This window comes from Clostridia bacterium (assembly GCA_034926675.1).
Taxonomy (GTDB): Bacteria; Bacillota; DTU025; order DTU025; family DTU025; genus JAYFQW01.
Map to the genome: position 1 here is coordinate 1 of JAYFQW010000011.1, position 22,474 is coordinate 22,474.

Consider the following 22,474-nt stretch of genomic DNA (forward strand, 5'->3'; position numbering starts at 1 on the left):
GTTAAGGTTGCGGTTTTTGAGGGCATCGGCAAGACAGTCTTTAAGGACAGAGCGGAGTTCTCGGGTTCGCTGCTAAAGCAGGTCAATGATGTTTACGAGTACATCGGGAAGTACAACCGAACAAGAGCCGAGTTCTCGGGACTGAAGCGTATTGACATGCCTGATTATCCGCCGGAGGCTGTGCGAGAGGCGCTGCTAAACGCCATTGTTCACCGTGACTATTCTTACAGCGGCAGCATCCTCATCAGCATCTTTGATGATCGTATCGAGCTTGTCTCGCTCGGTGGGCTTCCGAAGGGAATAGCGCACAGCGATCTGATGCTGGGCGTTTCGGTCCTGCGCAATAGCCGACTTGCCAATGTGTTCTATCGCCTACACCTCATAGAGGCGTTCGGCACAGGAATTCCGAAAATCATGGAGTGCTATCGTGGGCGAAAGGCACAGCCGGTCATCGAGATCTCTGACAATGCCTTCAAGATAACGCTGCCCAACACCAATCTCCACCGGGAGGTTTCTGTTGAGTCTGACGGCCTTTCAGATGCTGAGCGCAAAGTCATGGACTACTTGATTGGGCGCAATGCCGTTTCGAGACGAGATATAGAAGCGACTATCGGGCTCTCGCAGAGCACGACCATCCGTGTTCTCAATGCGCTTACAGAGAAGCAGCTGGTCCTGAAGCACGGCAGGGGCAAAAACACAACATATGCTGCTGTGAGTAGATAGGGCCCACTTATCATGCCCAGCGGCGGACGGCATCTCCTACTCCCTGAGGACTCTGAGGCCCGCGACGACACAAAACGTCTCATTAGCTCTCCTGAGGCAGACTTCAGAGTACATGCCATCTCCTCTAGGTGTGCAGTCTGCTTCGAGTCCTCACCGCATGTCATGCACGATGTGTTTTCGAACTACAGGAGTCTCACATGGCGGCTGTCTCGTCAATGCCCCCACCTACCACTACCCAAGACAATAACGAGAAGAGCTGACACTACTGGGGTGAATGTACCTTTCTCACCAGTAGTATGCCTGCAATGCCGATCTCAATAAGCGCCAACGAATAGAGGGCGATTGAAGCGATGACCAGTGCCCAAACCCAGCCCGTCGGCTCAGTTGCACCTGAGGCGAGTCCGCTAACGACGGCATAGAGTTGGCCGCCGCCAAGAAACGCTACTGCGCCACCGAAACCCCAACCAATGAGCTTCTGATGGGAGCGCGCCCGCCGAGCCGCCCACAGGAGCAGTAGTGCACCAACGAAGGCGATGGGAAAGAGCTCAGCTGGCATCAGATAGTCGAATCGGAACGCGCCGCGAGATATCGTTACAACTATGGATGTTAGGACAGCGAACAAGATAGGAATCCACACAAGTACTGTGCCCACAACGGCTAGAAGTCTAGTGAGAATACCCTTGCGATCCATTTGCCTTCCCCCCTCGAGGCTCCAAGGCCTCATTCCATACGACTTCTTACTTCTCATTATATGTTTGTGTACGCAAAAGCAAATCTGGCTCTTCTACAGATTCGATGCCTCAATCGGTCGTTGTCGTGGGCTTCGGATAGTCCACACCAAACAGCTCTACCGTGACCTTCTTCATCCTCTGTTCGGAGAAGGTGATGTTGCGTATCGCGGCAAGTATCCATCCCTCCACCACCTGAACTCCCTTTTCGACCTTTGCCTTGTCCCTCGGCTTGCGGGGCCGCGCAGGGATAACCACCGCGCCGTAGTATTCGGCCATCTCGCTGTACGTAGGATTCATGTCCGGCTCGTAGCGACAACTTTTCGATATCCCGGTCTTGAGATTGTCGGGTACCCGTATCTCTGCCGATCCCCCAATAGACTCCAGGCGGAATCCACTATCGGCACGGTCTCGCCGGCGAAGTCCACCAACATCTTTTCGCCGGCGCGATGTGTTTGCCGCATTACGACGTCAAGCTTGCGCACCCATTCGCGGTAGTGTGCGCAGAATTGGCTGCACTGGATCTCATCGGGGTTTGCCTGCTTGTACTCATACCCGTTGAACTGGGCGTTTGTCACGTGAGTGCGGAAGTTGGGTATCTGAGCTTCACACTGAAGCAGGCCGCGATCAGGCAGGGAAAGGGCGGTGAGGCCCGCCTGGCGCCCTTGAGCACGAAGGCCGTCAGGGCCCTCCAGAGAATGTTGGGCCAGCGTGAGGACAAGCAACCCTGGGTCTTCCGCTCCAACTATGATCAAAGGATCAGCAAGACCAGTGTCCAATGGCACATACGCAAATTGGGTGAGCAGGCCGGATTGACCTTTCAGTTGACGCCCCACCATCGCAGCATAAGAACTACGCAGCACTATGCCAGAACTCAGCTGGAGAGAGTCGAGTACCATTATCGACGAGTCTTCGCTCAAAGCCATAGCGTGTGTCTTGCGTGACACAGCAAGCCCGTGACAGCGGCATGCAGCATCTGAACGCCGATGCAGTCTCATGTGCCGTGCTGCATTGGCCCTTCTGTGATCTGCTGCCCGAGGTCTTGGCACCGGCGTTCTAGCATTTTGGTGTTGTGAGGACGAAGCGCTGCGTGCATACGATGGATCCAGAGACCGTGGCTTCACCAGATTTCGAATTTGACATCCAGGCTATGTGCGTATTGGGGAGTTTCTCTTAGCTGTACGGCGGAGTGTCGGCAACGAGGATACAGAGTTTGATGGCTTCGAGATCCTCGAGCGGCTTGTCCCTGATGCCAGGGGATCAAGGAATGCGGCGCAGCGTTACGATTGAAGGAGCGTCGCTCTGGTCAGATGACACTTGCAATCCAGCTACATCTGGGTTTGGCTGCTTACTTCAGTTGAAGACGCTCGCGCAGACAGCGCACGGTGCGTCATAAGGGTGTAGGCCTGTTCTTGAGGGTTTCGCCAGGGCGTCCTTTGGCGCTTGATGCCCAGTACACGTGAAGGTGCACCATCGATTGCTCGGCACAACGTGTCAATGACTTTATTACATGCACATACTTCTTTATTTCTGAAGAACCAACTACATGAAGCAAAGTATCACGGAGAATGCGCTTTAATCTAGGCGAGTTTATCTTGCATTATGAAGAGAGTTATGCCTATATTGAAGTGAGGTGGTCGCTGTGGTTGGGTATGTTGAGCTTGCGCAATTGAAGACTTTCTCCGTGGCAGATGCGGAAGCTATCACCGGCAACAGGAAGTCGGCCTATTCAATGGTCAATCGGCTGATGAAGAAGGGACTTGTGAGGAAGATCAGGAACGGTCTTTACTCCTGTGTAAATCCTGAAACAGGTGACGTTATCGCGTCCAAATACCATATAGCTACTGCAATCAACAAGACTGCCTATGTCTCTCATCACAGCGCCTTTGAGTTCTACGGCGTGGCGAACCAGGTCTATTATGACGTCTTTGTTGCATCCAAGTCTCGTTTCGCCGATTTCAGTTTTGGAGGCATAACATATAGATTCGTTGCTTCCAAATTCTGTGATGGAGTGGTTGAACCTGCGAACACTGAAGGCATTCGCGTGACGGATTTGGAGCGTGCGGTGATCGACAGTATGAAGGACTTCAGCAGAATCGGAGGTTTGGAGGAGCTCCTTCATTGCATTGACATGATCACCTTCTTGGATGAAGGAAAACTGAAGCTGTACCTGGACCGCTATGATTTGCAGTTTCTGTATCAAAAAACGGGCTACATTCTGGAGCAATACCAACGGGATCTGAAGATTTCCGATGGATTCTTTGAGTACTGCCTGAGCCGCATCGGCAAGAGCACCCGCTATCTTCAGTCGGACGGGCTAGGCGATAGCGTGTACAACAGGAAATGGAGGCTGGTCGCTCCGAGGAATCTATTCCATATGTATGAACAAGGGGGCGACGAATTTGCCTAGGTACAGCAGAAACTTTCTCGCCAGGCGCTCTGAAGATACTGGGTTTGTGCGTGACACTCTGGAAAAGGTTTATAGACTCGTAGATATACTGGAGTATTTCAACCGTAATCCACTGTTGAGGGAAAGCGTAGCCCTAAAGGGTGGCACAGCGATCAACCTCACAATATTCAACCTACCACGCCTCTCTGTCGATATTGACTTGGATTATCTCAAGCCAGTTAGCCGAGACGCCATGCTAGCCGAGCGGCAGCGCATCACTGCCGATATTCTGAAGTATATGGAGACACAGAACTACAGCCTGAGCCCCAAGGCCAAGAGGGCGCATAGCCTTGACTCATGGGTGTTTCGCTACATCAATTCGGCTGGAAACTGGGATAACATCAAGATTGAGATCAACTATTCCATGCGTGAATCCGTAGTGCTTTATTCGGCGCTGGCGTCAAGAACTCGGGATATCGAATTCGGAACATCCAGGATAGACGAGTTAACGAATCACAGAATCCGCACCGACCTGCTTCCAGTTATCCGGCGCAAAGAGTGCTTCTCTCTAGATGAGGCAAAGAGCCGAGTAAAAGACTTCGTTAGCGAGTTGATGATCCTAACTCTGCGCGAAGAGGAGTTTGTTACGTGCTTCCGCAACGAGGAATACCGGCCGGAGTTGCTGTTTGAGGATGCAACCATAGTTGAAAGGATTGAACAGCATCCTATGGCATTGTGGAAGATGCGCGACACAGGCGGCATTGATCTGGGTGAGCCGAGGTGAATTGAGATAGCAACCTTGTCTATCAACGAGATCTCTGAAAAACCCGATTTTAGGGGTGTAGCTGGGCGGTTGGGGGCTGCCATGTCATGGCTATTGGTGTGTGCCCACAGTAGCGGAGTCTGGAAGGCCATTTGTCTGTAGTCGAGAGCGGGGTTCTGGCCGTTGCCCTTCGTTTTCCCGGACGCTTTGCGCCCAGCGGGCGCACTTCACCCTGGGACCAGGCAAGCTCTGTGAGTGAAGTTCTTGGCGTTCACGACGATCATCGTGAGGATTCGTGTCATTGCTTACGCTCTTTGTCCTCGCAATTCCTAGATCAAGTGTCATCGAGTTCAGGCCATGGATCGTGGGCAGAGATGAACCGACTGCAGGCTCTGAGGGTAGGTATAAGTACGGCCGCAGCGAAGCGCGGAACGCGATGATGCGGCGCTAGGGGGGCAATATATCCTCCATTAGCAACGCGCTCGCCTATGACAATGGCTACCCATCTATCGTATTATGCGGTACCCGGCTGTGGTATGCCGGAAATGATATCCTATACCGTGTCTCCTCGGCCATCTCCTTGTCCTCGTCCGTCTTCCGTTCGCTACCCCATTATCGCCGCAAGGTCAGCGTCTGCCGTGGTTATCGGCATGATGCTAGACTTCTCGTGCAACACATCCACTACGGCTGGGGTGAGGAACGCGGGCAAGGTGGGTCCAAGCCTGATGTTCTTCACAGCTAGGTGCAGCAGCGATAGCAGTATGCACATTGCATTCTGTTCATATCACGACAGCACAAACGACAAAGGCAGGCCGTTGATGTCAGTATCGAATGCTTTCGCCAGCTCAAGCGCTATAACAACGGCCGAATATGCGTCATTGCACTGTCCTACATCGAGCAGTCACGGGATCCCAGCCACCTCGCCGAACTCCAGCTTGCTGAAGCGGTACTTTCCGCAGGCCAAGGTCATGATTATGATATCTTGGGGCAACTTCTGCGCAAGCTCAGTGTAGATCCTCGCCTTATACGACTCCTTAGGCCTCTGAATGCAGTTGGTGGTCATGAGCACCGCACCCGGGAACTGGTCGAACTCGTTCCTCTGATCCTGCCGGGCGCCTCCGTAGTTGCCCACCAAGTGCGAGTACTTCTTGAGCTCGGGATATCCATGGGCCGGAGGCTGCGCTTAAGGACTGCGATACGGTTGCTGAGTCTCGCGACCTAGTAGTATCTAGGCTTACCGAAGACGCTCGAAAGCGCGTAGTGAATGTCTTGCAGACAAGAGACCTTGGTTGGAGGGGCGATAAGCAACAGGTCGGCATTCTTTCTGCCAACTGGGTGGCGGAAGCATTCTTTGAATAGACGCGATTGGCCCATCAGCAGGATGGAGACACTCGTCCCGGCCATTCTGGCAGTCTCAGAGTCTGCGGTGGCATGACTCATGCCCAGGAATACCAGCATTCAGCAATCGCAGAGAAGAATGGAGATGGCTGGCCATCCAACGATCAACACGACAGGTGAGAGCGACAATCAGCATGAGTAGTACGTTTGACTGCGGCCGGCCGCTTCTCCTACTTACAGCTCCGTTCCATCGCGATTGCATCTGGTGTCGTCGGCTTTTGTGAGTCCCAAAGCGATGGCCGATGGTGCGCTTGAAGGTCGGGGTCGCCAAGGTTCGGGCCATACAATGTGACTTCAACCGATGAGCCATGTTCCCACCACTTGCTGATTGCCAGACCACCAGCTCGCATCCTATCTGGCAGCCTGACCCGAGATATTGTCGTTCCCGCAGCTCATCGTTCCAGTAGTGGTAGCGACCAACCTTCTGTCCTCCGACGATTACGCTATCTGGTCCATCGACCGCGGCGTCCCACGTGAGAGTTCGTAGATGGTGGGCTTCGTCGACATCGCGATGCGTCTGCTCTTGCATGCGCTGTTACCCCAGCGATGAGGCGCAAGCTGCCGTCCATGTGCATACGAAATTGAAGTATGGTGTCGACTAGATGCAAGTGTTGCAGGCTTTTACATGCATCAATGGAAATATCTATACGTCGTACGACTGAGAAGAATGTATCACGGGTGTACAGTAAGGACGACACCATGTCACGAATCTTAACCCATTACATTAAGATTGGCCTTGACTTGGAGGGCGGAACGTGCGCATACTGTTTGTAGATGAGGACCTGATGTTGGCGTGTACACACATCTCCGCTGGGCGGCGTCGTTGGGGAGCCGACTGTGCCAAGATAGTAGCGAGAAGACTCGACGAGCTGGGAGCAGCCAGTGTTCTTGAAGACGTGCGGCACCTGCGCGGAGCACGGTGTCACGAGCTCACTGGTGATCGGTTGGGAACGCTATCGGTCCATGCCAAGGAACCATTTAGGCTCATCTTCAGGCCTGCCGACGATCCAGTACCCCGAAAGCCGGATGGGGGTCTTGAGTGGGCAAAGGTGAAGTCCATTATCGTGCTTGAGGTGGTGGATTACCATTGACTGAGAAGGGCGCAGGGCTGTTTGAGTACGTACCCAGGATGGTTACGCCGCCTGGTTCCACGCTGCTGGAGACTATCAAAGCGTTGGGCATGACCCAGGCAGAGCTGGCTCAGCGTATGGGTCGGCCTATCAAGACTGTGAACGAGATTATCAAGGGCAAGGCCGCGATAACGCTGGATACCGCTCTACAGCTTGAACGTGTGTTGGGCGTCCCCGCACATTTCTGGAGAGCTCGAGAGGAGCAATATCAGCAGTATCTGCTTGGTCTGAAGGACAACACCGAGCTAAGTGCACAACGCGAATGGCTAAAGCAGATACCCATTACTGAGCTTGTGAAACGCGGCTGGGTCGTACCGGGCGCGAGCGTAGCCGAACGTGTCAGGGCAGGCCTTGAGTACTTCGGGGTAGCGTCGGTCGAGGCGTGGCGCCAGGTATGGGCTGCTCCGGATGCCGCGTATCGCCGATCACTGGTTTTCGATGCTAACCCCGGTGCGGTGGCTGCATGGCTTCGCAAGGGCGAAATCGACGCGAGGGTCATGGAGTGCGAACGTTATCGAAGGCGGGCATTTGTTTCCGCTTTGGGAGACATACGGTCGCTTACCTTAGAGCAGCCGAAGGCTTCTGTCCTGAAGGCGCAACTGCTATGTGCTCAGGCCGGTGTAGCACTGGTCTTCGTACCGGAGCTGTCGAAGTGCAGGGCCTCTGGCGCAACTCGATGGCTGAACAGGCATAAGGCGATGATCCAGCTGAGTCTTAGATATAAGACCAATGACCACCTCTGGTTCACGTTCTTTCATGAGGCGGGGCACCTATTGCACGGAGCGCAGGGGGATACATTCGTGGATGAGCCAGACTTGCATGCTTCTGCAGACGAAGCGGAGTTGCTGGCAAACCAGTTTGCTGCAGACACTCTGATCCCCCCGAGTCAATATCGTACGTTCGCAGAGAGCCTGAATCGGGGCTGGGTGAGTCGGGATGAGGTTTTCCAGTTCGCTCGATCAATCGGCATAGACCCAGGAATTGTGGTCGGGCGACTGCAACATGAGGGTCTACTGGCATACAGGTGCCTCAACGATCTCAAGGTGCACCTGCAATGGCCGAATGAGCTTGAATGAGCTTGGGAGACTGAATATGGATGAGGCACCGTGACGTGGGGTTTCAGTGTCATCGCAGCGCAGTCGTTACAATATCGGCGCCAGCGACCGCCATAGCGCAGTGGTCGCCGATGTTGCCGCGCGAGCAGGATTGAGAGTGGACGGATTCGCCGATGACCTGGTTCATGCCGCGCCGCGCCCAGGATATACCGTGTTGGGTCCCGTCTCACGCCTCACGAATCTATATGCATTTGGCGATGCCGTTAAAATAGTCGCAGCTGCCCCGGGTGTCTATCAAACCGGAGCAGCTTCATAGTGAGGTTACTCGGATATGGTGGTCACCGATAATCCCGAATGACATGAACATGATGAGCTTGTGGCCACTCCTTATCGCTACATCCCGAGACCTGTGTAAGCGATCGCGACTCAGAAGCGGCGTTGACAGACGTGCGTTCCGTACACGGGTAGAGCTGGGCCTTGTGCACGCGGCAAGGATCGTGTGCATGCATACGCCAATTGCGTGACGACTTGGAGATTAGCAGGGGGTGGTACTACTGACCCAGAATGTGCAACAGAACTGGAAAAGGCAAGGTCACGCCTTGTTCCATCAGTTGCTAACTTCGTAGCCGCCCCGATTGGGCCAGAAACCCATCATCATCTGCCGTCAATGGTGCTGAAGATGGGACAAGTGCAGAGCGTTTACCTTGCATTATCCAGCAAGAGCATGTAAAATCCTGTACTGGATAGTAGCCCCATTGGCGAAAGCCACACAGTTGAACACTGCTGTCACCCGACGCATCCGCACGAGATGGCCGTAGTCTCATGTTCATGCTGCAGACCCAAAGACGTGATGCGGACTGCGCCATCACTATCTTACGTTAACTTGCATTAGCTTATTGTGGAGGGTATAATGATGTACGCATGGTTAGCCCTGTTGCGCAAGGCGGTCGAGGATTCCTCGTACACCATAAGCCAGCATGCTTTTCGGCGTATGGGTGAAAGGGGAATCACTATCGACGACATTAAGCGGTGCGCACTAGAAGGCGACTTTCTGAGGACTCAGGATCATGGAGAAGATGTGAAGGTGGTCTTGCGAGGCCGCGATGAGAACCAAGAACCGTTCCTCATGGTAGCGGCCCTTTGCTGGCCTAGCCCCGCTATCATCACAGTAATGCGCGAGGGTGAGGACTGATTGCGAGGAGGTTTTCGCCATGAAATGCTATGTGTGCGGCGGTGAGATGCGAAAGGCGCAGCGAGATATCGAAGCGAACTGGAAAGGCCGTCAGCTCGTCTTCGGGGGCCTGGAGGCATGGGTGTGCGGCAGCTGCGGCGAGCAGGCTTATGAGCCGGACGATGTGCGGCTGATGCAAAATATCATGCGCGGGCTCGAGCTAGAGGAAGCACCTCCCGAGGTCATGAATGTACAGGAAGTCGCGGACCTGCTGAGGGTGAGCAGCCAGACGGTGTATGTCCTTGCCCGCTCGGGCAAGCTTCCGGCAGTGAAGGTCGGGCGAGAGTGGCGGTTCATACGAGATCAGCTGCTAGCGGCACTGCAGACGAACAACTCAGAGCATGAGGCAGGAACGGATAATTCGTTCTACTTGGCGGCCCGGGCAGGACTGGCTGAAAGCCTATCGGTGAAGGATGAGGAAACCATCAGAGCATATCTCCAGAAACTCAAGGACAAGTAGGTAGAAGGGTCATGGCGCTGTCGCCGGAACAGTATGCTAGGGAACTCAGGTTCAAGCTGGCGCTACAAGGCCCCATTGATGTGGTGCAAGTCGCGAGCAGCCTGGGCATTGATGTGTACGAGGATGAACTCGATCGGTGTGACGGCGCGCTGCTCAGGTTGGACGGCAGGGCCCTGATTCTCATAAGTCTCAAGTGTACATACGATAGCCGCAAGCGCTTTACAGTAGCCCATGAGCTAGGCCACTTTTGCATTCCCAGCCACAACTCCCGCGAGTTCCGATGCACTGAGGAGGAGATTTCCAACTACCGCTCTGTTCGCATGCGCGAACGGGAAGCGAATGAGTTTGCTAGTGAATTGCTGTTGCCCTTGAGCGAGCTACAGAAGGCGTTGAAGGGTCCTCCATCTATGCGGGTGGTGAGAGACTTAGCTGAATCCTATGGCACTTCAATGACTGCCACGGCAGTTAAGGTTGTTCAGGGTACTTGTGAACCTGTCGCTGTCGTTTTGTCGAGTAAGGATAGGATCGAGTGGGCCGTTCGTTCAAGAAGCTTCCCCTTCAGCGTTAGGCGAGGCATCCTCCATGAGCACACCTATGCCATTGACTACTTCACATCGGGGAACCTACCTGGCTGCACTGAGCAGGTTCTGGCGAGCGCGTGGTGTACAGATAGTAGGCGTGATCAGCTATTAGCGGAGGAGTCGATCCCATTCCATCGCTTGAACATGGTACTTAGCCTGCTGAGCCTTCCAGATCAGGAGGAAGACTATTGATGGCTGGCAGTTTCCGTGCTTCAGAGCGGCTCATGATCCACGTATCTGATCAGAGAAGGAAAGAGGTGCGGATGTCCTCGACAACCAACACAGACACGGGGTACCGTCGAGTTCGACAGTTGATAGGCACACGCGATGAGCCATCCGACAAGGAGTTGGGAGAAGCTCGGCACACGGTTGGCCTTGAAGTGCGTATTCCGGTGAATTCGTCCACCTGTTCTGGGCCAAAGAATCCGGTGGTTCCGACAGGCCCCGGCTGGCCAGGTCGGAGCGAAGCGACGCACGGTATGGGATCATGTCCCTTGGTCAATGCTTCGCTGCGGTCGCTGTTCTACCTTCCTCATCGACTCCCCTTTCAGGCGTATTCTGTGTGAACTATGAATAAGGCGATCAAGGACCGCGTCTGCCACGGACGGGTCGATAATGGACGCGCGCCAGTCTTCAACCGGGAGTTGGCCAGCAATGATCGTGGAGGACAGCTGGCTGCGATCGTCGACGATTTCCAGGATGTCGCGGCTTTCCGAGGGCCCCAGCGGCGCCGTTCCCCAGTCGTCCGATACCAGTAAGCGTATTCTCGACAGCCTGCTTAGCATCTTGGGATACGATCCATCGCCATGGGCGATGGTTAGCTCGGATAGCAGGCGCGGCACTCTGTAGTACCGCGCGCTGAATCCGTGTCGACAGGCGGAGTGGGCTAGGGCGCAGGCTATGAACGTTCTGCCCACGCCCGCAGGCCCGGTGATCAGGACGTTCTGAGCGTTCCTGATCCAATCGCATGCAGCCAGGTGAACGACAACGTTTCGATCTAGGCCGCGGGGTTGCCGGTAGTTGATGTCTTCGACGCATGCCGGGAGGCGTAGTTTAGCCGCCTTGAGCAGGCGAGACAGCCGCCTGTCCTGCCGACAAGCCCATTCCCGGTCGACCAGCATGCCGAAGCGTTCGTCGAAAGACAGCTCATGTATGTTAGGCCTGTCCTTCTGGGATGAGTAGGCTTCGCTCATCCCCGTCAGGCGCATGTCGTTCAGCCGTGTTATAGTGTGTTCAACCAGCATTTCATCGGGCCTCCTAGTTGAAGTGGCTTGGTCCGCGGACGTTGGCATGGGCGGGCATCGCCTGAGGCGCCTGGTCGGGCTGGGGCGTCTGATCCAGCCCGCTTTTGAGAATGGACTTTACGCTCTTGTATGAGATGCCGCCCAGCGCCAGCGCCCTGGCCGCCGCAGCTTCCAGTCTCTCCGCCGAATAGGCTTTCGCCAGTCTGATGATCCCCAGGCATGAGCGATACCCCTGTTCTGGGTGGGGCCTTCTCTCGAGTATCATCTTCACGAGCTTGCCGGTGTTGGGCCCCACCGATTCGGCCCAGCGGATCATCCGTTCAGGCGTCCATTCGAGGTGTCTCCGGTGCGATGCAGGGCGGTGGCTTGGTTCTGTAATGATCTGCCCGCGACCGATAGCCCTCTGATGGATTGCCACCCGCTGTCCGCGGTTGAACACCTCTACAGTACTCCCAGTTAGGCGAACGTCCAGCTCATGGCCTATGAGGCTGTAGGGGACGCTGTACAGGTTGGGTCCACCGAAATGTGGTAGTCTATGTTAGCAATCGCCTTCTTCCATCTAGCGAACACGTAAGGCGTCTGCGGAAGGGGCTTAAGCGCCGGCCTATCTATTTGCTCATACACGGACCTGCGCGTTCCGTCCATCTTCTGAAACGGTCTGTTGTTCAGTACGTCCAGTTTCTCCCTGATGACGCTGTTCAGCTGATGCAGGTCGAAGAAGGTGATGTTACGTATTGCGGCCAGTATCTATCCCTCTACCACTTGCACTCCATTCTCGACCTTCGCCTTGTCCCTCGGTTTTCGGGGTCGCGCTGGGATAACCACCGCGCCGTAGTGCTCGGCCATCTCGCTGTAGGTAGGATTTATGTCCGGCTCGTAGCGGCAAGCGTTCGATACTCCGGCCGTGAGATTGTCGGGTATCCATATCTCCGTCGACCCCTCGAAGAACTCCAGGGCGTTCCGGGTCAAGTCCACCCATGATCTCAGATCCTGCCATCGTGGCCTCTGCATACGTGTAGTTGCTCGCCCCCAATACCGCAACGTACGCGTCCTCGATCTCACCTGAGGCCCGATCCCTTATCGGCACGGTCTGTCCGGCGAAGTCCACAAACATCTTCTCGCTGGCGCGATGTGTCTGCCGAATGACAACGTCAAGCTTGCGCACCCAGTCGCGGTAGTGGGCGCAGAACTGGCTGTACTGAATCCCATCGGGGTTTGCCTGCTTGTACTCATACCACAAAAGCTGCAGAGTAACGGACTTCTTGCTCTTGAGCTCGCGGTGAACCTGTTCCCATTTCGGCATGGGTCTGGTCTTGGGCTTGCTTGTGTTCCCCGGATAGAGCAAGCGTTCCACATCGTCCCAGGTCATGGAATCCGGGATCGGCCAGCCGAGCCCGACGCCGTTAGCCCTCCTGATCACATCGCCGACGGTGCTATGGGCAGCTTGCAGGCTTTCGGCAATCTGGCGACGGCTCAACCCCATCTCGTGATAAAGCCTTAGGATCTCCCTGATCTTGCGCATCGACAACCTCCTGTTTGCCACGGCCCCCAATCACCCTCCCAGAAACATCTTGCTTACGGGAGTTCGGTGACTCTGCGCGGCGATCCTGTGGCATCGTTGCCGGCGCGCTTCAGCTCCGAACCGAGGCAGTCGCCCCGGACGAATTGCTCCGGAATATGCATTTAACTCGGAGAAGAACCGACGCATCTTGCAGGGCGCGGGCGGACATTACATCATCGGCGAGAAGATGAGATTGGGCCGTACGGCGAAGCCGGCGGAAGCGCTGACGCGCGGCGGTCGCTACCACACGCTTGACAACGGCTTGGAGTTCAGAGAGATCATCGTCGGCGGCGACAGCGAAGCAAGGCGTCGTTTTGTTGTGGTGCTTAACCCCGCAGAAGCCGAGCGGGATCGAAAGAAGCGGGACGACATCGTCGCTGAGGCGACCCGGCGTTTGGATGTGCTGAAGCAGCTTGAGGGTGAACCCCACGAGAAGGCCGCGTGCGCATTGCGCTCGCATGCGGTGTTCGGTCGGTACATCCATCAGACGAAGACAGGAAGGCTCCGTATCGATCGCGAGAAGATCAAGGCGGAGGAGCGCTTGGACGGGAAGCTCCTCGTCAGCACCTCGGACGAGGGCCTCTCTGTGCGGGATGTGGTCCTTGGCTACAAGCAGTTGGCCGCCGTCGAACGGGTTTTTCGCGATCTGAAACATGTAGCCGACCTTCGTCCCATTCGACATCGCTTGCCCGAACGGATCCGGGCCCACGTGCTTCTATGTTGGTTGGCTATGCTTCTGATTCGTGTAGCGGAAAACGAGAGCGGCCGGACCTGGTTTCAGATCAAGAAGGTCCTCGACACGCTACAGGTTGGTATTCATCGAACGCGCGCCGGCGAGGTGTGGCAAGCCAACAATCCAAGCGACGATCTCAAGGAGCTTTTTGAACGGTTGAAGCTGAAAGTCCCACCGCGTATACTCTGTCTGCCCATTCCCATAACGACCGCGTTGCCGCGCTGTGCAACAGCATGCGGAACCAGGGCAGGGGCGAGGCAGGGGTCTGGCTGGCCCATGATAGACTGGGCTACAAGGAAGGCGACTTCCCCGTCACGGAGAAGGCTGGCCGCACCAGCGTGGAGATACCCTTCCACAACAGGATCACCGAGGACGAGGTGGACTATGTCGCGGAGGTGCTCGAAGGGGCGCTGGGGGAGCGGGTAGGATAGAGCAGTCTCTCCGAGCCCAGGTTTACACGACTGCGAACGACACGCATAATGTAAACCAAGGAGGAGGAGCCGTCATGAATCTAGGGAGCCGGATCAGGCAGGCGCGGGTGTCGGCTGGACTGAGCGTTCAGAACGTGTCCACGACAGTTGGCGTGTCCAGAAACGCAGTCTACAAGTGGGAGAGAGGGGAGGATGTACCTCGGCAGTCCATCCTCATTAAGCTGGCTCGCCTGTTCGGAGTCGACATGGACTTCTTCTTCCGCGAGGTGCATGTGGAGATGTGCGCTTCCGCTTATCGGGGAAAAGCCTCGATGGCGAAGAAGGTTCAGGACTGTGTCGAAGCCAGAATCGCTTCAGAGCTTGAGAAGCGGATCTTCGTAGACAGCCTTTTCGCTGAGAGGGAATCCCCCAAGTTCAGCGTCGGCTGGCGCCGGATCGAGTGCCTGTCGGATGTGGAGAACGCCGCCGATCAACTGCGCATGTCATGGGGGCTGGGGTTCGACCCGATAGGCAGTGTTGTGTCCGCAGTTGAGGAGCATGGGGTTAAGGTCGTCATGATAGATGGCGTGGAAGGGTTTGATGGCTTCTCTTGCGTTGCCAACGAGATCATACCGGTGATAGCTATTCCGGCGGGTGTGTCAGGCGACAGGCAGCGGTTCACTCTTGCCCACGAGCTCGGTCACATGGTTCTCGACACCGCGCCCGAGGTGGACGAGGAGAAGGCTGCTCACCGGTTCGCTGGCGCGTTCCTTGCCCCGCAGAAGGCAGTGATCAGCGAACTCGGTCCCCAAAGGTCGCGATTCGATATCGACGAGCTTGCGATTCTCAAGCGCTCCTACGGAATGAGCATGCAAGCCTGGGCGCGCCGCGCGTTCGACCTCGGCATAATTCAGAGGGAGGCTTACGAGTCGCTGTTCCGCACGTTTAGTGCTCGCGGTTGGCGCAAAGAGGAGCCCTGGCCACTGGCGCCCGAAGAACGGCCCACCAGAATGCCGCTACTGGTGCGTCAGGCGGTAGCTGAGGGGTTGCTGACGCCAGTCGCCGCTGACAAACTCCTTGGGCGAGTCTCTCCAAGTATCCCTAAGTTCACAGAGGACGAACTGGCTGCCCAGGCCGCGGAGGTTGCAGCATGGTACCGCGGCGACTCTGAGACAGACGATTGGATCAGAGCAGAGCTGGGTGATCTGGATGATAGTACAGAGGAATAGCAGTATCAAGAGAAGCCAGGTCTGGCTGGTGGCGCCTGACCCTACGGTGGGGGCAGAGATCCAGAAGACCAGGCCATGTGTCGTTGTCAGCCACGACCTCATTGGGACGTTGTCGGTTCGCGTCGTCGTGCCCATTACTGAGTGGCAAGAACGATTCGCCGGTAAGGTGTGGCTGGTGAGACTTATCCCAGATAGGCGCAACGGCTTGACCAAGGATTGCGCTGCGGACGCACTCCAGGTGCGATGCGTCTCCGAAGACCGATTCATGAGACTCCTTGGGGTGCTGTCAACTGACGACATGAGCGACATCTCGGCGGCGCTGGCCATCGTGCTCGATATCTCGTCCTAGGTAGTGCGCGTACGGCCGCCGCAATGCACTCCTCTGGAGGGCGCGTGGCGTTCGGCCTCCCGTGGCAGCTGTCTACACGATTGTGATTCGCGTGGAGGGCAAAATGAGACTCCGATCGACCTCTTGACGGGCGGCAGTGTTCATGTGGGCAGTGTGTGTCGCGGCGGCAGCGGCGGCGTTTGCTGTCGGGATCGACTTCGCAAGCGGACTAGTGTCGTTCAAGTGGGGACCAGGCAGGAACGGATCCCAGGCAGACGGATCGCTGTGCCTGTCTGGCTCGGCGGATCCTATGCCAGTTAGGATACAGGTTAGCCGCGGAGAAGCCGGAGTACCTGCGGTCTGCGGGGCTGATGGAGAGAGACGGCAACAGAACCCTCATTGGTCAGAGACTCAACCAGCAGGCAACTCCACTGCTGAGAGTATCCATCAGCGAGACCACAGTGCTCTCCTGCAACCCGTCCCCGCTCTTCTACTGGCCCTTCCCCGAGTTCCCGGTTTATGCCCTGCAGCACTTGATCAACCAGCAGGACCACCGCCCGGGCAACGATGCCAACGTCCACCTCGGAATGGACTTCTCGCTCATGCTCGGCCAGTCTTCAGAAGAACCCAATGGACGCGCCCACGGCGCCGAGCTCTACAGCGAGATCCTGATAGACGATGCACAGAGCACCCTGTCACGGAGGAGTCGGGTGCCGGACTACGTTGGCGCCCTGATCGGGCTGGACATACACAGGCAGAACGGCAAGTGGCAAGTCAGTCTTAATAGGCAGCATGATATGATGACCGGCAATCGACGACCGTGGAGCGGTGTGGGACGGGGTCGGCGGTTACTCTGCGGCATTTCCGGGTCTTTCAGGCTACTGCACTGATCTGAGCAACCTCAGCCACGAATAGCGCCGGCCGGGCAGCGGCGGCCAACGCCCAAGCGCCAGCTGCAAGCTACCGCCCAAACCATGACCTTATCTGGGCCTCAGACGGCGCCCTGCCTTCGCTCACGGTTTTTCCGTCGATGACAACAGCTGGCGTGATCATGATCCCGCGATCCACGATTTCGCCAATATCGGTGACATGGACAACCTCTGCCTCTATCCCAAGCTCTTTGATGGTCTCAGATATCATCTCTTCTGTCTTGCGACATTTTGCGCAGCCTGATCCTGCCCAGGGCGCTGCGGCCACTGGGCATTGCGATGGAACAGACGACATGGGCTGTTCCCGGATGTTGAGTTTGCCTGTATAGGAGGGGTGAAAGGTGAGCCGTGCTCCCTTTCAGGTGCTGATTCTTCCGTACGCCGTTGCTCCCAGCGGTGAGATCCTTTATTGCGTTTTCCGGCGTCAAATGTCTGATGGCGGGTACTGGCAGGCGATTGCCGGAGGCGGGGAAGGAAGTGAGACTCCTCTGGAGGCCGCAAGGCGAGAAGCGTTTGAGGATGCTCAGATAACACTTTCCGGCGAACACGTTGACTCCAAGTGGGCGGAGTATGATACGGCAAGGCAGATGCTCAAATGGGACAGTAACAGAACCGCTCTGTGGGAGTTGAATTATAGACTCCGAGCGGGCTTAGGCTTTCAAGCTCCGGCTTACGCTCGGCGCCCGTAACGGTGCTTTTGCCTCGCGAGGCTATGAAGAAGGCCGGGCATTCGGCCCGGCTCGAGAAACGGAAGGCAGATGGTAGGGTGGCACTCCTACATCTCCACAAGGGCGGCAGATGCCTGTTCTGCCCTCATCGGCCTTCAGCACACAAGATGCACCAACACGCCTTTAGTATACCTGTCTTTCCGGCAACACTCAAGGGGGGTTCTCTTCTGGGTTTCCTTGTCAGCATTCCTCTTCAAACCTGATGAGAGTCCCTTTCTGCAGATAGCTCTGCACACGTTCGTCGGTGACGGCGTAGATACTCCTGACGAAAAGCGTGCCTTTTGCTGATGGCCTCACGGACACCATCACACCGTTCTCCTCGAACATCCTTACGAACTCAACGCCACCTTGTCGGGGATGAACCGCGATGTAGTCGGGATTCTCGATGATATCAGGAATATCCTGCAAGTGCTTGACGAATTCGACGGGGTGCTTGCACCTTATGTGTTCGACATTTGACGGACCGATGTATATTGGCCCCGAACCATAGTGCAGACCTAGGCGTGAGATCACTTCCTGCGAAAGGTTGCCGACACATTGCGGCAGCGCTTGTGATGGCTTGATCTCCACTGCGTTTCTCCGCCCTTGAACTCAGGAACGTCTTGAGATCCTTGAAGCCGGTAGTGGACACTGCCCTTCACGCTGAGCTCGGCACCGGCCCTCTTGCCTTCTGTAACTACTGCATTGATCCCGATTTTCCTCCGCGCGAAACAGCCGCATGGTGCACGCTGAGACCCAAAAGCGTCGGCTGGCGAATCCTCGATGTAGCCTGCGAGTGAACACCTCACCCATGTAGTGCGGAGCAAAGACATCGAAGAACTGCTTCCATCCCATGCGGCGCGACTCCTTCTCAGGAAAACGCGGATCGCAGGCTACGTCGACATGGAGCTCGCAGGCCGCCGGCGCAATGCGGGGCGCCGCGGCCCGCGCGAACACACCCGGGGTTATCTCATGGGGGCCATCGCCGACGACAGCTCGCCGATCTAGCTTACGGTCTTCCGCCCGCTGACTGCTATGTGGGCGCTTGTACTTCAGGTCATCTGGCACCGTCCCTCAGATAATCCGCGTCCATTCCCGTCTGGCAGAGAATATCCAGAAGTGGTGCATTTCTCTTGACAGCTGCCATTGCGGTTACCCCCTCGGATTGTGTTTTGTCTGCACCCGAAGAGAACCACGTGGCGGCTGTCCAGTCAACACCCTAATGCCCTTCCACCGAGTTCACACCGCTCTTTGGATACTGACAGCTGAATGCGCATCAGAGGAGGAAATTCTATGGACGAAATCGAGTACGAGAGAGAGAAACTCTACGAGGAAATCTGGGCACAGCCCATAGGAGACGTGGCGGAACGCTACGGGGTCACGAATGCAGCTATTCGCGAAGTCTGCAGGACACTCTGCATACCAGCTCCTTCCCCGGGATACTGGGCACAGCTGTACGCCGGCAAAGATGTCCGGAGAGAGCCTCTGCCCCAGTTCTCCGGGGCAACCACAGTCTGCGTTTCGCGTCCGGGCGGCAGAGGCGCTACGGCAAAGAAAAGGTCAAAGGACCTGCTCACATTCTTGCCCGAACAGGAGCGGCAGCGGGTTCTTGGCATCTGCCAATCAGTTCAGGCAAAAGACAAGCTTTCTGCACCCCACAGGCTGGTTACGGAGTATCTCGATGAACTCACGGCGCGCAGAAAACGCGAAAAAGAGTGGCAGCGCCAGAGTCGGCGCAGCTTCGACTCATATGGGATTCTGCCGAGGCAGGACGAAGACAAGCCCGTACTCGACATACAGGTATCAGAGGACCAGGTGAACCGAGCATGCAGGATTCTTGATGCGTTCATAAAGCGTGTTGAGGAATTGGGCGGATCAATGGCCATAGACGCCAAAGACAAGCACACCTATGCCTTGATAGGGAAGGACCGCATTCGGCTCAAACTAGTCGAGAAATCGAAGTGGACTCCACACGCGCTGACGGTCCAAGAAGAAGCCAGGCGAAAGAAGGAACGGCATTTCTCTCCTCCCCCGTACGATAAGGCTCACACGGGAGAGCTCGAGCTTCAGTTCCTGTACGATTACTCCTCGAAACGGGTGTTCAAGGACACTGCCAGACAGTCGCTGGATTCGGTTATCGGTACTGCCCTAACGGTACTTCTGGAAATCGGGGAGAGCCTTCGAGTCGCGCGTGAGGCGCGGGAGGCTGAAACTGGCCGGAAGCTGAAGGAGGAAATACGGAGGCTCGAAAGAGAGGAGGTTCAGCAGGCCGAACTGAAGCGTGTTCATGCTCTCATGCACCAGGCCATGGATTGGCAGAGTGCAAATGAGATTCGTGCATATTCTATGGCGGTAGCGTCAAGCTTGGGTGACGTATCCGACCCGAACACGCTGGAAGAGAAGAGAAGATGGGTTCAGTGGGCCATGGAGAAGGCAGACTGGCTTGATCCGACAATCGCGGTGGCCGACCCCACACTGGGACTACATGATCACTCTGCTGGTGTTCCGCTTTCGTCCGCTGTGTACCAGACGCTGGACATTCGGAACCAGTGGCGCGACCTCGGACACCGGAAGCGCACTCTATAGCCTCTGTGGAGGTGCGAACAAAATGGACCGTGTCAACCAGGGGTCAAAAGACATGCTGAAAGTAAGCTTGATTACGTCACTTGTGCTGGTGGCCTCGCTGCTGATATTCGGCAAATACCTGATAAGTATGTTTACTACCACACAAGAGATCATTAGCCTGGGTGTAAGGCAGATTCGCATATTGGCGGCCGGATATGTAGCCATGGCGATAACCCAAGTTTTCGGTGGCATCATGCGCGGCGCCGGCGACACTATGCCCTCCATGTGGATTTCAATGTTCACTACTGTCATCTTACAAGTATCTGCTTGGCAATGCCGAATACATGCGGTACAGTATAGGCATGTATATGAGAACTGCCAAGCGAACCAATAGGGATGGCTCCATCGTCAAGTATCTTCAGCTCGCTCACAATGAGCGGGATCCGAAGACGGGTTGTCCCGTGGCCAAGATTGTCTATATCTTCGGTCAAGAGGAATTGGTCGACAGGGACGCGCTTAGAAGGCTCATGTAGAGCATCGCTAGAGTCCTCCCCGAGGATGAGCAGGTTGCAGCGCAAATGGGATTCGACATTGGATCAGCAACAGTCAACTCCGATAGGGCTCTGGGCGGCGCCTGGGTGCTTGAGCAGCTTTGGGAGAAGCTCGGCATACGTGCTACGCTGGCTAGGCTTCTCGCTGATCGTCAGTTCGCCGCCCCGGTGGAAAGGGCCATCTTCGCCATGACGGCCAACCGGGCTCTCGCCCCCAGCAGCAAGCTGGCCATCGAGGATTGGATCAGAAACGATGTTGTCATCTCGGGACTGCCTGAGGTTCAAGTGCATCAGCTCTACCGGGCCATGGACTTCCTGATCGCAAACGGCGAACAGATCCAGGAATCCGTGTTCTTCTCCACAGCGAACCTGCTCAACCTGGAAGTGGACCTGCTTTACTTCGACACTGCTTCAACCTACTTTGAAGTGGAACCGGACCCTGAAGACGAGGAGGAACTCCGTCGGCTTGGCCACAGCAAGGATCACAGGCCAGACCTGCTTCAGGCGGTGATCGGGCTTGCCGTCACCAGAGAACGAATATCGGTTAGGTGCTAGGTATGGCCTGGAGACACCAACGACACGGAGGTCATCGCCGAAGTCAAGAAAGATCTCTCGGGCTGGAAGCTAGGCCGTGTGATAGCGGTGGTTGATCGCGGGTTCCCTTCCGCCGAAAACCTGAGGCATCTTCAGAGGGCCGGAGGCCACCACATAGCAGGCGAACGCATGCGAGCCTGAGATACGGAAAGCACCTCAAGCTTGGTGCGGATGGCGTTCCCCGAATAGACCAGGCCAAGGTTAAACAGGAAGCCCGTCTCGACGGCAAGTACCTGATCAAGACCTCTGACGACACGCTTTCACCTGAGGATGTCGCCTTGGGATACAAGCAACTTCTCGAGGTAGAGGATGCATTCAGATCACTCAAGTCCACCCTGGACCTCCGCCCCATGTATCATCGGCTCGTCGACAGGATGAGGGCCCACATCCTCATCTGTTGGATGGCGCTTCTCCTCGTAAGGGCAGCAGAGACGAAGGTTGGCGACACATGGCCAAATCTCAGGACCCAGCTCGAGAGAATGCGCATTGTTGAGATCGAGTCCTCCGATGGCCGAGTTGTCCAACGCACAGAGATAACCCCAGCTCAAAAGGCCATTCTATCCCGCCTGGCCATCGGGGCGCCAAAGAAAACCCACGAAATCATGCTCAAAACCAAGCCCACCTCGTAGTAACACGGCATCATAATCTGGCTTCGCCATTGCTGGGTTTGACTGCTGCTACGCGCTCTGTCTGCCTACGAGGTGTCGAAGACGGGAGAACCTCAAGGATGCGCCCCGGAGGGGAGTCACTTTGATGGAGTTGGCACGCCAGATCCTAGTTGGCATGGAAGCGCTTATTCAGCCTCTGCCGTTGCCGCCCTGTAAAACAGGCTAGACGACCGTCATGTCGACACTGTAATCTGGGCAATGGAATGATGCAATTGCAGTTTCCGAAGCCCTAAGCTTGGGGAAGGGGGTATTGCCAGCAAGACTCAGTATGGAAACAGATTCCATACGCCGATCAGGAGGTGCTGCTTCCTGCGATGGTGCACCAAAATGCCTTGCGGAACTACCGCCCCTCGCTATCACACATTGCATTATCGGCGTTTACATGGCATGATCATCGAGGAAAAGGTGGTTGCTGTATGCTCAAAAAGATCAATGCACTCTTTGGCGTGCAGGACATGACCGTGGGAAGGCCAATGTACGCCTTGCTGAGATTCTCC

Annotated in this window: 21 protein-coding genes and 3 pseudogenes; 17 read left to right on the top strand and 7 right to left on the bottom strand. The window is 56.0% G+C overall.

Features of this window, described 5'->3' with window-relative positions; genetic code table 11:
* Positions 1–723, top strand: a 723-nt coding sequence (locus VB144_04595) for an ATP-binding protein (GenBank protein MEA4882939.1), incomplete at its 5' end; no start/stop codon positions are given.
* Between the two features lie 262 nt (positions 724–985).
* Here the strand turns inward: VB144_04595 and VB144_04600 are convergent.
* Together VB144_04600 and VB144_04605 are read right to left on the bottom strand one after the other, a co-directional pair.
* Entirely contained in the window at positions 986–1,414 is a 429-nt protein-coding gene (locus VB144_04600) for a hypothetical protein (protein ID MEA4882940.1), read from the bottom strand.
* Positions 1,415–1,610: 196 nt separating this feature from the next.
* A pseudogene (locus tag VB144_04605) lies at positions 1,611–2,002 on the bottom strand (IS21 family transposase).
* A 1,091-nt stretch (positions 2,003–3,093) separates the two neighbouring features.
* On the opposite strand from VB144_04605, the gene VB144_04610 reads away from it, so the two are divergent.
* Both VB144_04610 and VB144_04615 read left to right on the top strand, forming a co-directional pair.
* Positions 3,094–3,861, top strand: a complete 768-nt coding sequence (locus VB144_04610; protein MEA4882941.1) for a hypothetical protein — start codon at positions 3,094–3,096, stop codon at positions 3,859–3,861.
* Positions 3,854–4,624 carry a nucleotidyl transferase AbiEii/AbiGii toxin family protein gene (locus VB144_04615; protein ID MEA4882942.1) on the top strand — a complete coding sequence of 257 codons (771 nt, stop codon included), beginning with the start codon at positions 3,854–3,856 and terminating at the stop codon, positions 4,622–4,624. Before VB144_04610 ends, VB144_04615 begins: the two co-directional genes overlap by 8 nt.
* 583 nt (positions 4,625–5,207) lie before the next feature.
* Here the strand turns inward: VB144_04615 and VB144_04620 are convergent.
* A pseudogene (locus VB144_04620) lies at positions 5,208–5,777 on the bottom strand (hypothetical protein).
* A 979-nt stretch (positions 5,778–6,756) separates the two neighbouring features.
* Between VB144_04620 and VB144_04625 the strand changes: the two are divergent.
* The 5 genes from VB144_04625 to VB144_04645 all read left to right on the top strand — a co-directional run bounded on the left by VB144_04625 (position 6,757) and on the right by VB144_04645 (position 10,650).
* Entirely contained in the window at positions 6,757–7,092 is a 336-nt protein-coding gene (locus tag VB144_04625; protein ID MEA4882943.1) for a killer suppression protein, read from the top strand.
* Complete coding sequence (locus VB144_04630) at positions 7,089–8,207, top strand: HigA family addiction module antitoxin (protein MEA4882944.1); 1,119 nt, start codon at positions 7,089–7,091, stop codon at positions 8,205–8,207. The genes VB144_04625 and VB144_04630 overlap by 4 nt, the downstream gene beginning before the upstream one ends.
* An 892-nt stretch (positions 8,208–9,099) precedes the next feature.
* Complete coding sequence (locus VB144_04635; protein MEA4882945.1) at positions 9,100–9,378, top strand: DUF4258 domain-containing protein; 279 nt, start codon at positions 9,100–9,102, stop codon at positions 9,376–9,378.
* A gap of 19 nt (positions 9,379–9,397) precedes the next feature.
* Positions 9,398–9,877, top strand: a complete 480-nt coding sequence (locus tag VB144_04640; protein ID MEA4882946.1) for a helix-turn-helix domain-containing protein — start codon at positions 9,398–9,400, stop codon at positions 9,875–9,877.
* Positions 9,878–9,888: 11 nt separating this feature from the next.
* Entirely contained in the window at positions 9,889–10,650 is a 762-nt protein-coding gene (locus VB144_04645; GenBank protein MEA4882947.1) for an ImmA/IrrE family metallo-endopeptidase, read from the top strand.
* Positions 10,651–10,943: 293 nt separating this feature from the next.
* Here the strand turns inward: VB144_04645 and istB are convergent, their stop codons facing one another.
* Positions 10,944–11,702, bottom strand: a complete 759-nt coding sequence (gene istB / locus VB144_04650) for an IS21-like element helper ATPase IstB (protein ID MEA4882948.1) — start codon at positions 11,700–11,702, stop codon at positions 10,944–10,946.
* Positions 11,703–11,715: 13 nt separating this feature from the next.
* Positions 11,716–13,224: pseudogene (gene istA, locus VB144_04655) on the bottom strand (IS21 family transposase).
* Positions 13,225–13,456: 232 nt separating this feature from the next.
* Between istA and VB144_04660 the strand changes: the two are divergent.
* The 4 genes from VB144_04660 to VB144_04675 all read left to right on the top strand — a co-directional run bounded on the left by VB144_04660 (position 13,457) and on the right by VB144_04675 (position 16,853).
* Positions 13,457–14,422, top strand: a complete 966-nt coding sequence (locus VB144_04660) for a transposase (protein ID MEA4882949.1) — start codon at positions 13,457–13,459, stop codon at positions 14,420–14,422.
* Between the two features lie 79 nt (positions 14,423–14,501).
* A complete protein-coding gene (locus VB144_04665; protein MEA4882950.1) occupies positions 14,502–15,635 on the top strand; it encodes an XRE family transcriptional regulator in 1,134 nt (377 codons plus the stop codon).
* Entirely contained in the window at positions 15,616–15,984 is a 369-nt protein-coding gene (locus VB144_04670) for a type II toxin-antitoxin system PemK/MazF family toxin (protein MEA4882951.1), read from the top strand. The genes VB144_04665 and VB144_04670 overlap by 20 nt, the downstream gene beginning before the upstream one ends.
* Positions 15,985–16,334: 350 nt before the next feature.
* Positions 16,335–16,853 (top strand): hypothetical protein, encoded by a 519-nt coding sequence (locus VB144_04675; protein MEA4882952.1) that lies wholly within the window; start codon positions 16,335–16,337, stop codon positions 16,851–16,853.
* A 70-nt stretch (positions 16,854–16,923) separates the two neighbouring features.
* Here VB144_04675 and VB144_04680 read toward each other — a convergent pair whose 3' ends face one another.
* A complete protein-coding gene (locus VB144_04680) occupies positions 16,924–17,187 on the bottom strand; it encodes a thioredoxin family protein (protein MEA4882953.1) in 264 nt (87 codons plus the stop codon).
* A 46-nt stretch (positions 17,188–17,233) separates the two neighbouring features.
* On the opposite strand from VB144_04680, the gene VB144_04685 reads away from it, so the two are divergent.
* Positions 17,234–17,581, top strand: a complete 348-nt coding sequence (locus VB144_04685) for an NUDIX domain-containing protein (protein MEA4882954.1) — start codon at positions 17,234–17,236, stop codon at positions 17,579–17,581.
* 219 nt (positions 17,582–17,800) lie between these two features.
* Here the strand turns inward: VB144_04685 and VB144_04690 are convergent, their stop codons facing one another.
* Positions 17,801–18,190 (bottom strand): PBECR2 nuclease fold domain-containing protein, encoded by a 390-nt coding sequence (locus VB144_04690; protein ID MEA4882955.1) that lies wholly within the window; start codon positions 18,188–18,190, stop codon positions 17,801–17,803.
* 702 nt (positions 18,191–18,892) lie between these two features.
* Here VB144_04690 and VB144_04695 point away from each other — a divergent pair.
* The 4 genes from VB144_04695 to VB144_04710 all read left to right on the top strand — a co-directional run bounded on the left by VB144_04695 (position 18,893) and on the right by VB144_04710 (position 21,938).
* Positions 18,893–20,185 carry a hypothetical protein gene (locus VB144_04695; GenBank protein MEA4882956.1) on the top strand — a complete coding sequence of 431 codons (1,293 nt, stop codon included), beginning with the start codon at positions 18,893–18,895 and terminating at the stop codon, positions 20,183–20,185.
* A 22-nt stretch (positions 20,186–20,207) separates the two neighbouring features.
* On the top strand, positions 20,208–20,558 hold the full coding sequence (locus VB144_04700; protein ID MEA4882957.1) for an MATE family efflux transporter: 351 nt from the start codon (positions 20,208–20,210) through the stop codon (positions 20,556–20,558).
* Positions 20,559–20,742: 184 nt separating this feature from the next.
* A complete protein-coding gene (locus VB144_04705; GenBank protein MEA4882958.1) occupies positions 20,743–21,270 on the top strand; it encodes a hypothetical protein in 528 nt (175 codons plus the stop codon).
* A gap of 275 nt (positions 21,271–21,545) precedes the next feature.
* Entirely contained in the window at positions 21,546–21,938 is a 393-nt protein-coding gene (locus tag VB144_04710; protein ID MEA4882959.1) for a transposase, read from the top strand.
* The last annotated feature ends 536 nt before the right edge of the window (positions 21,939–22,474 follow it).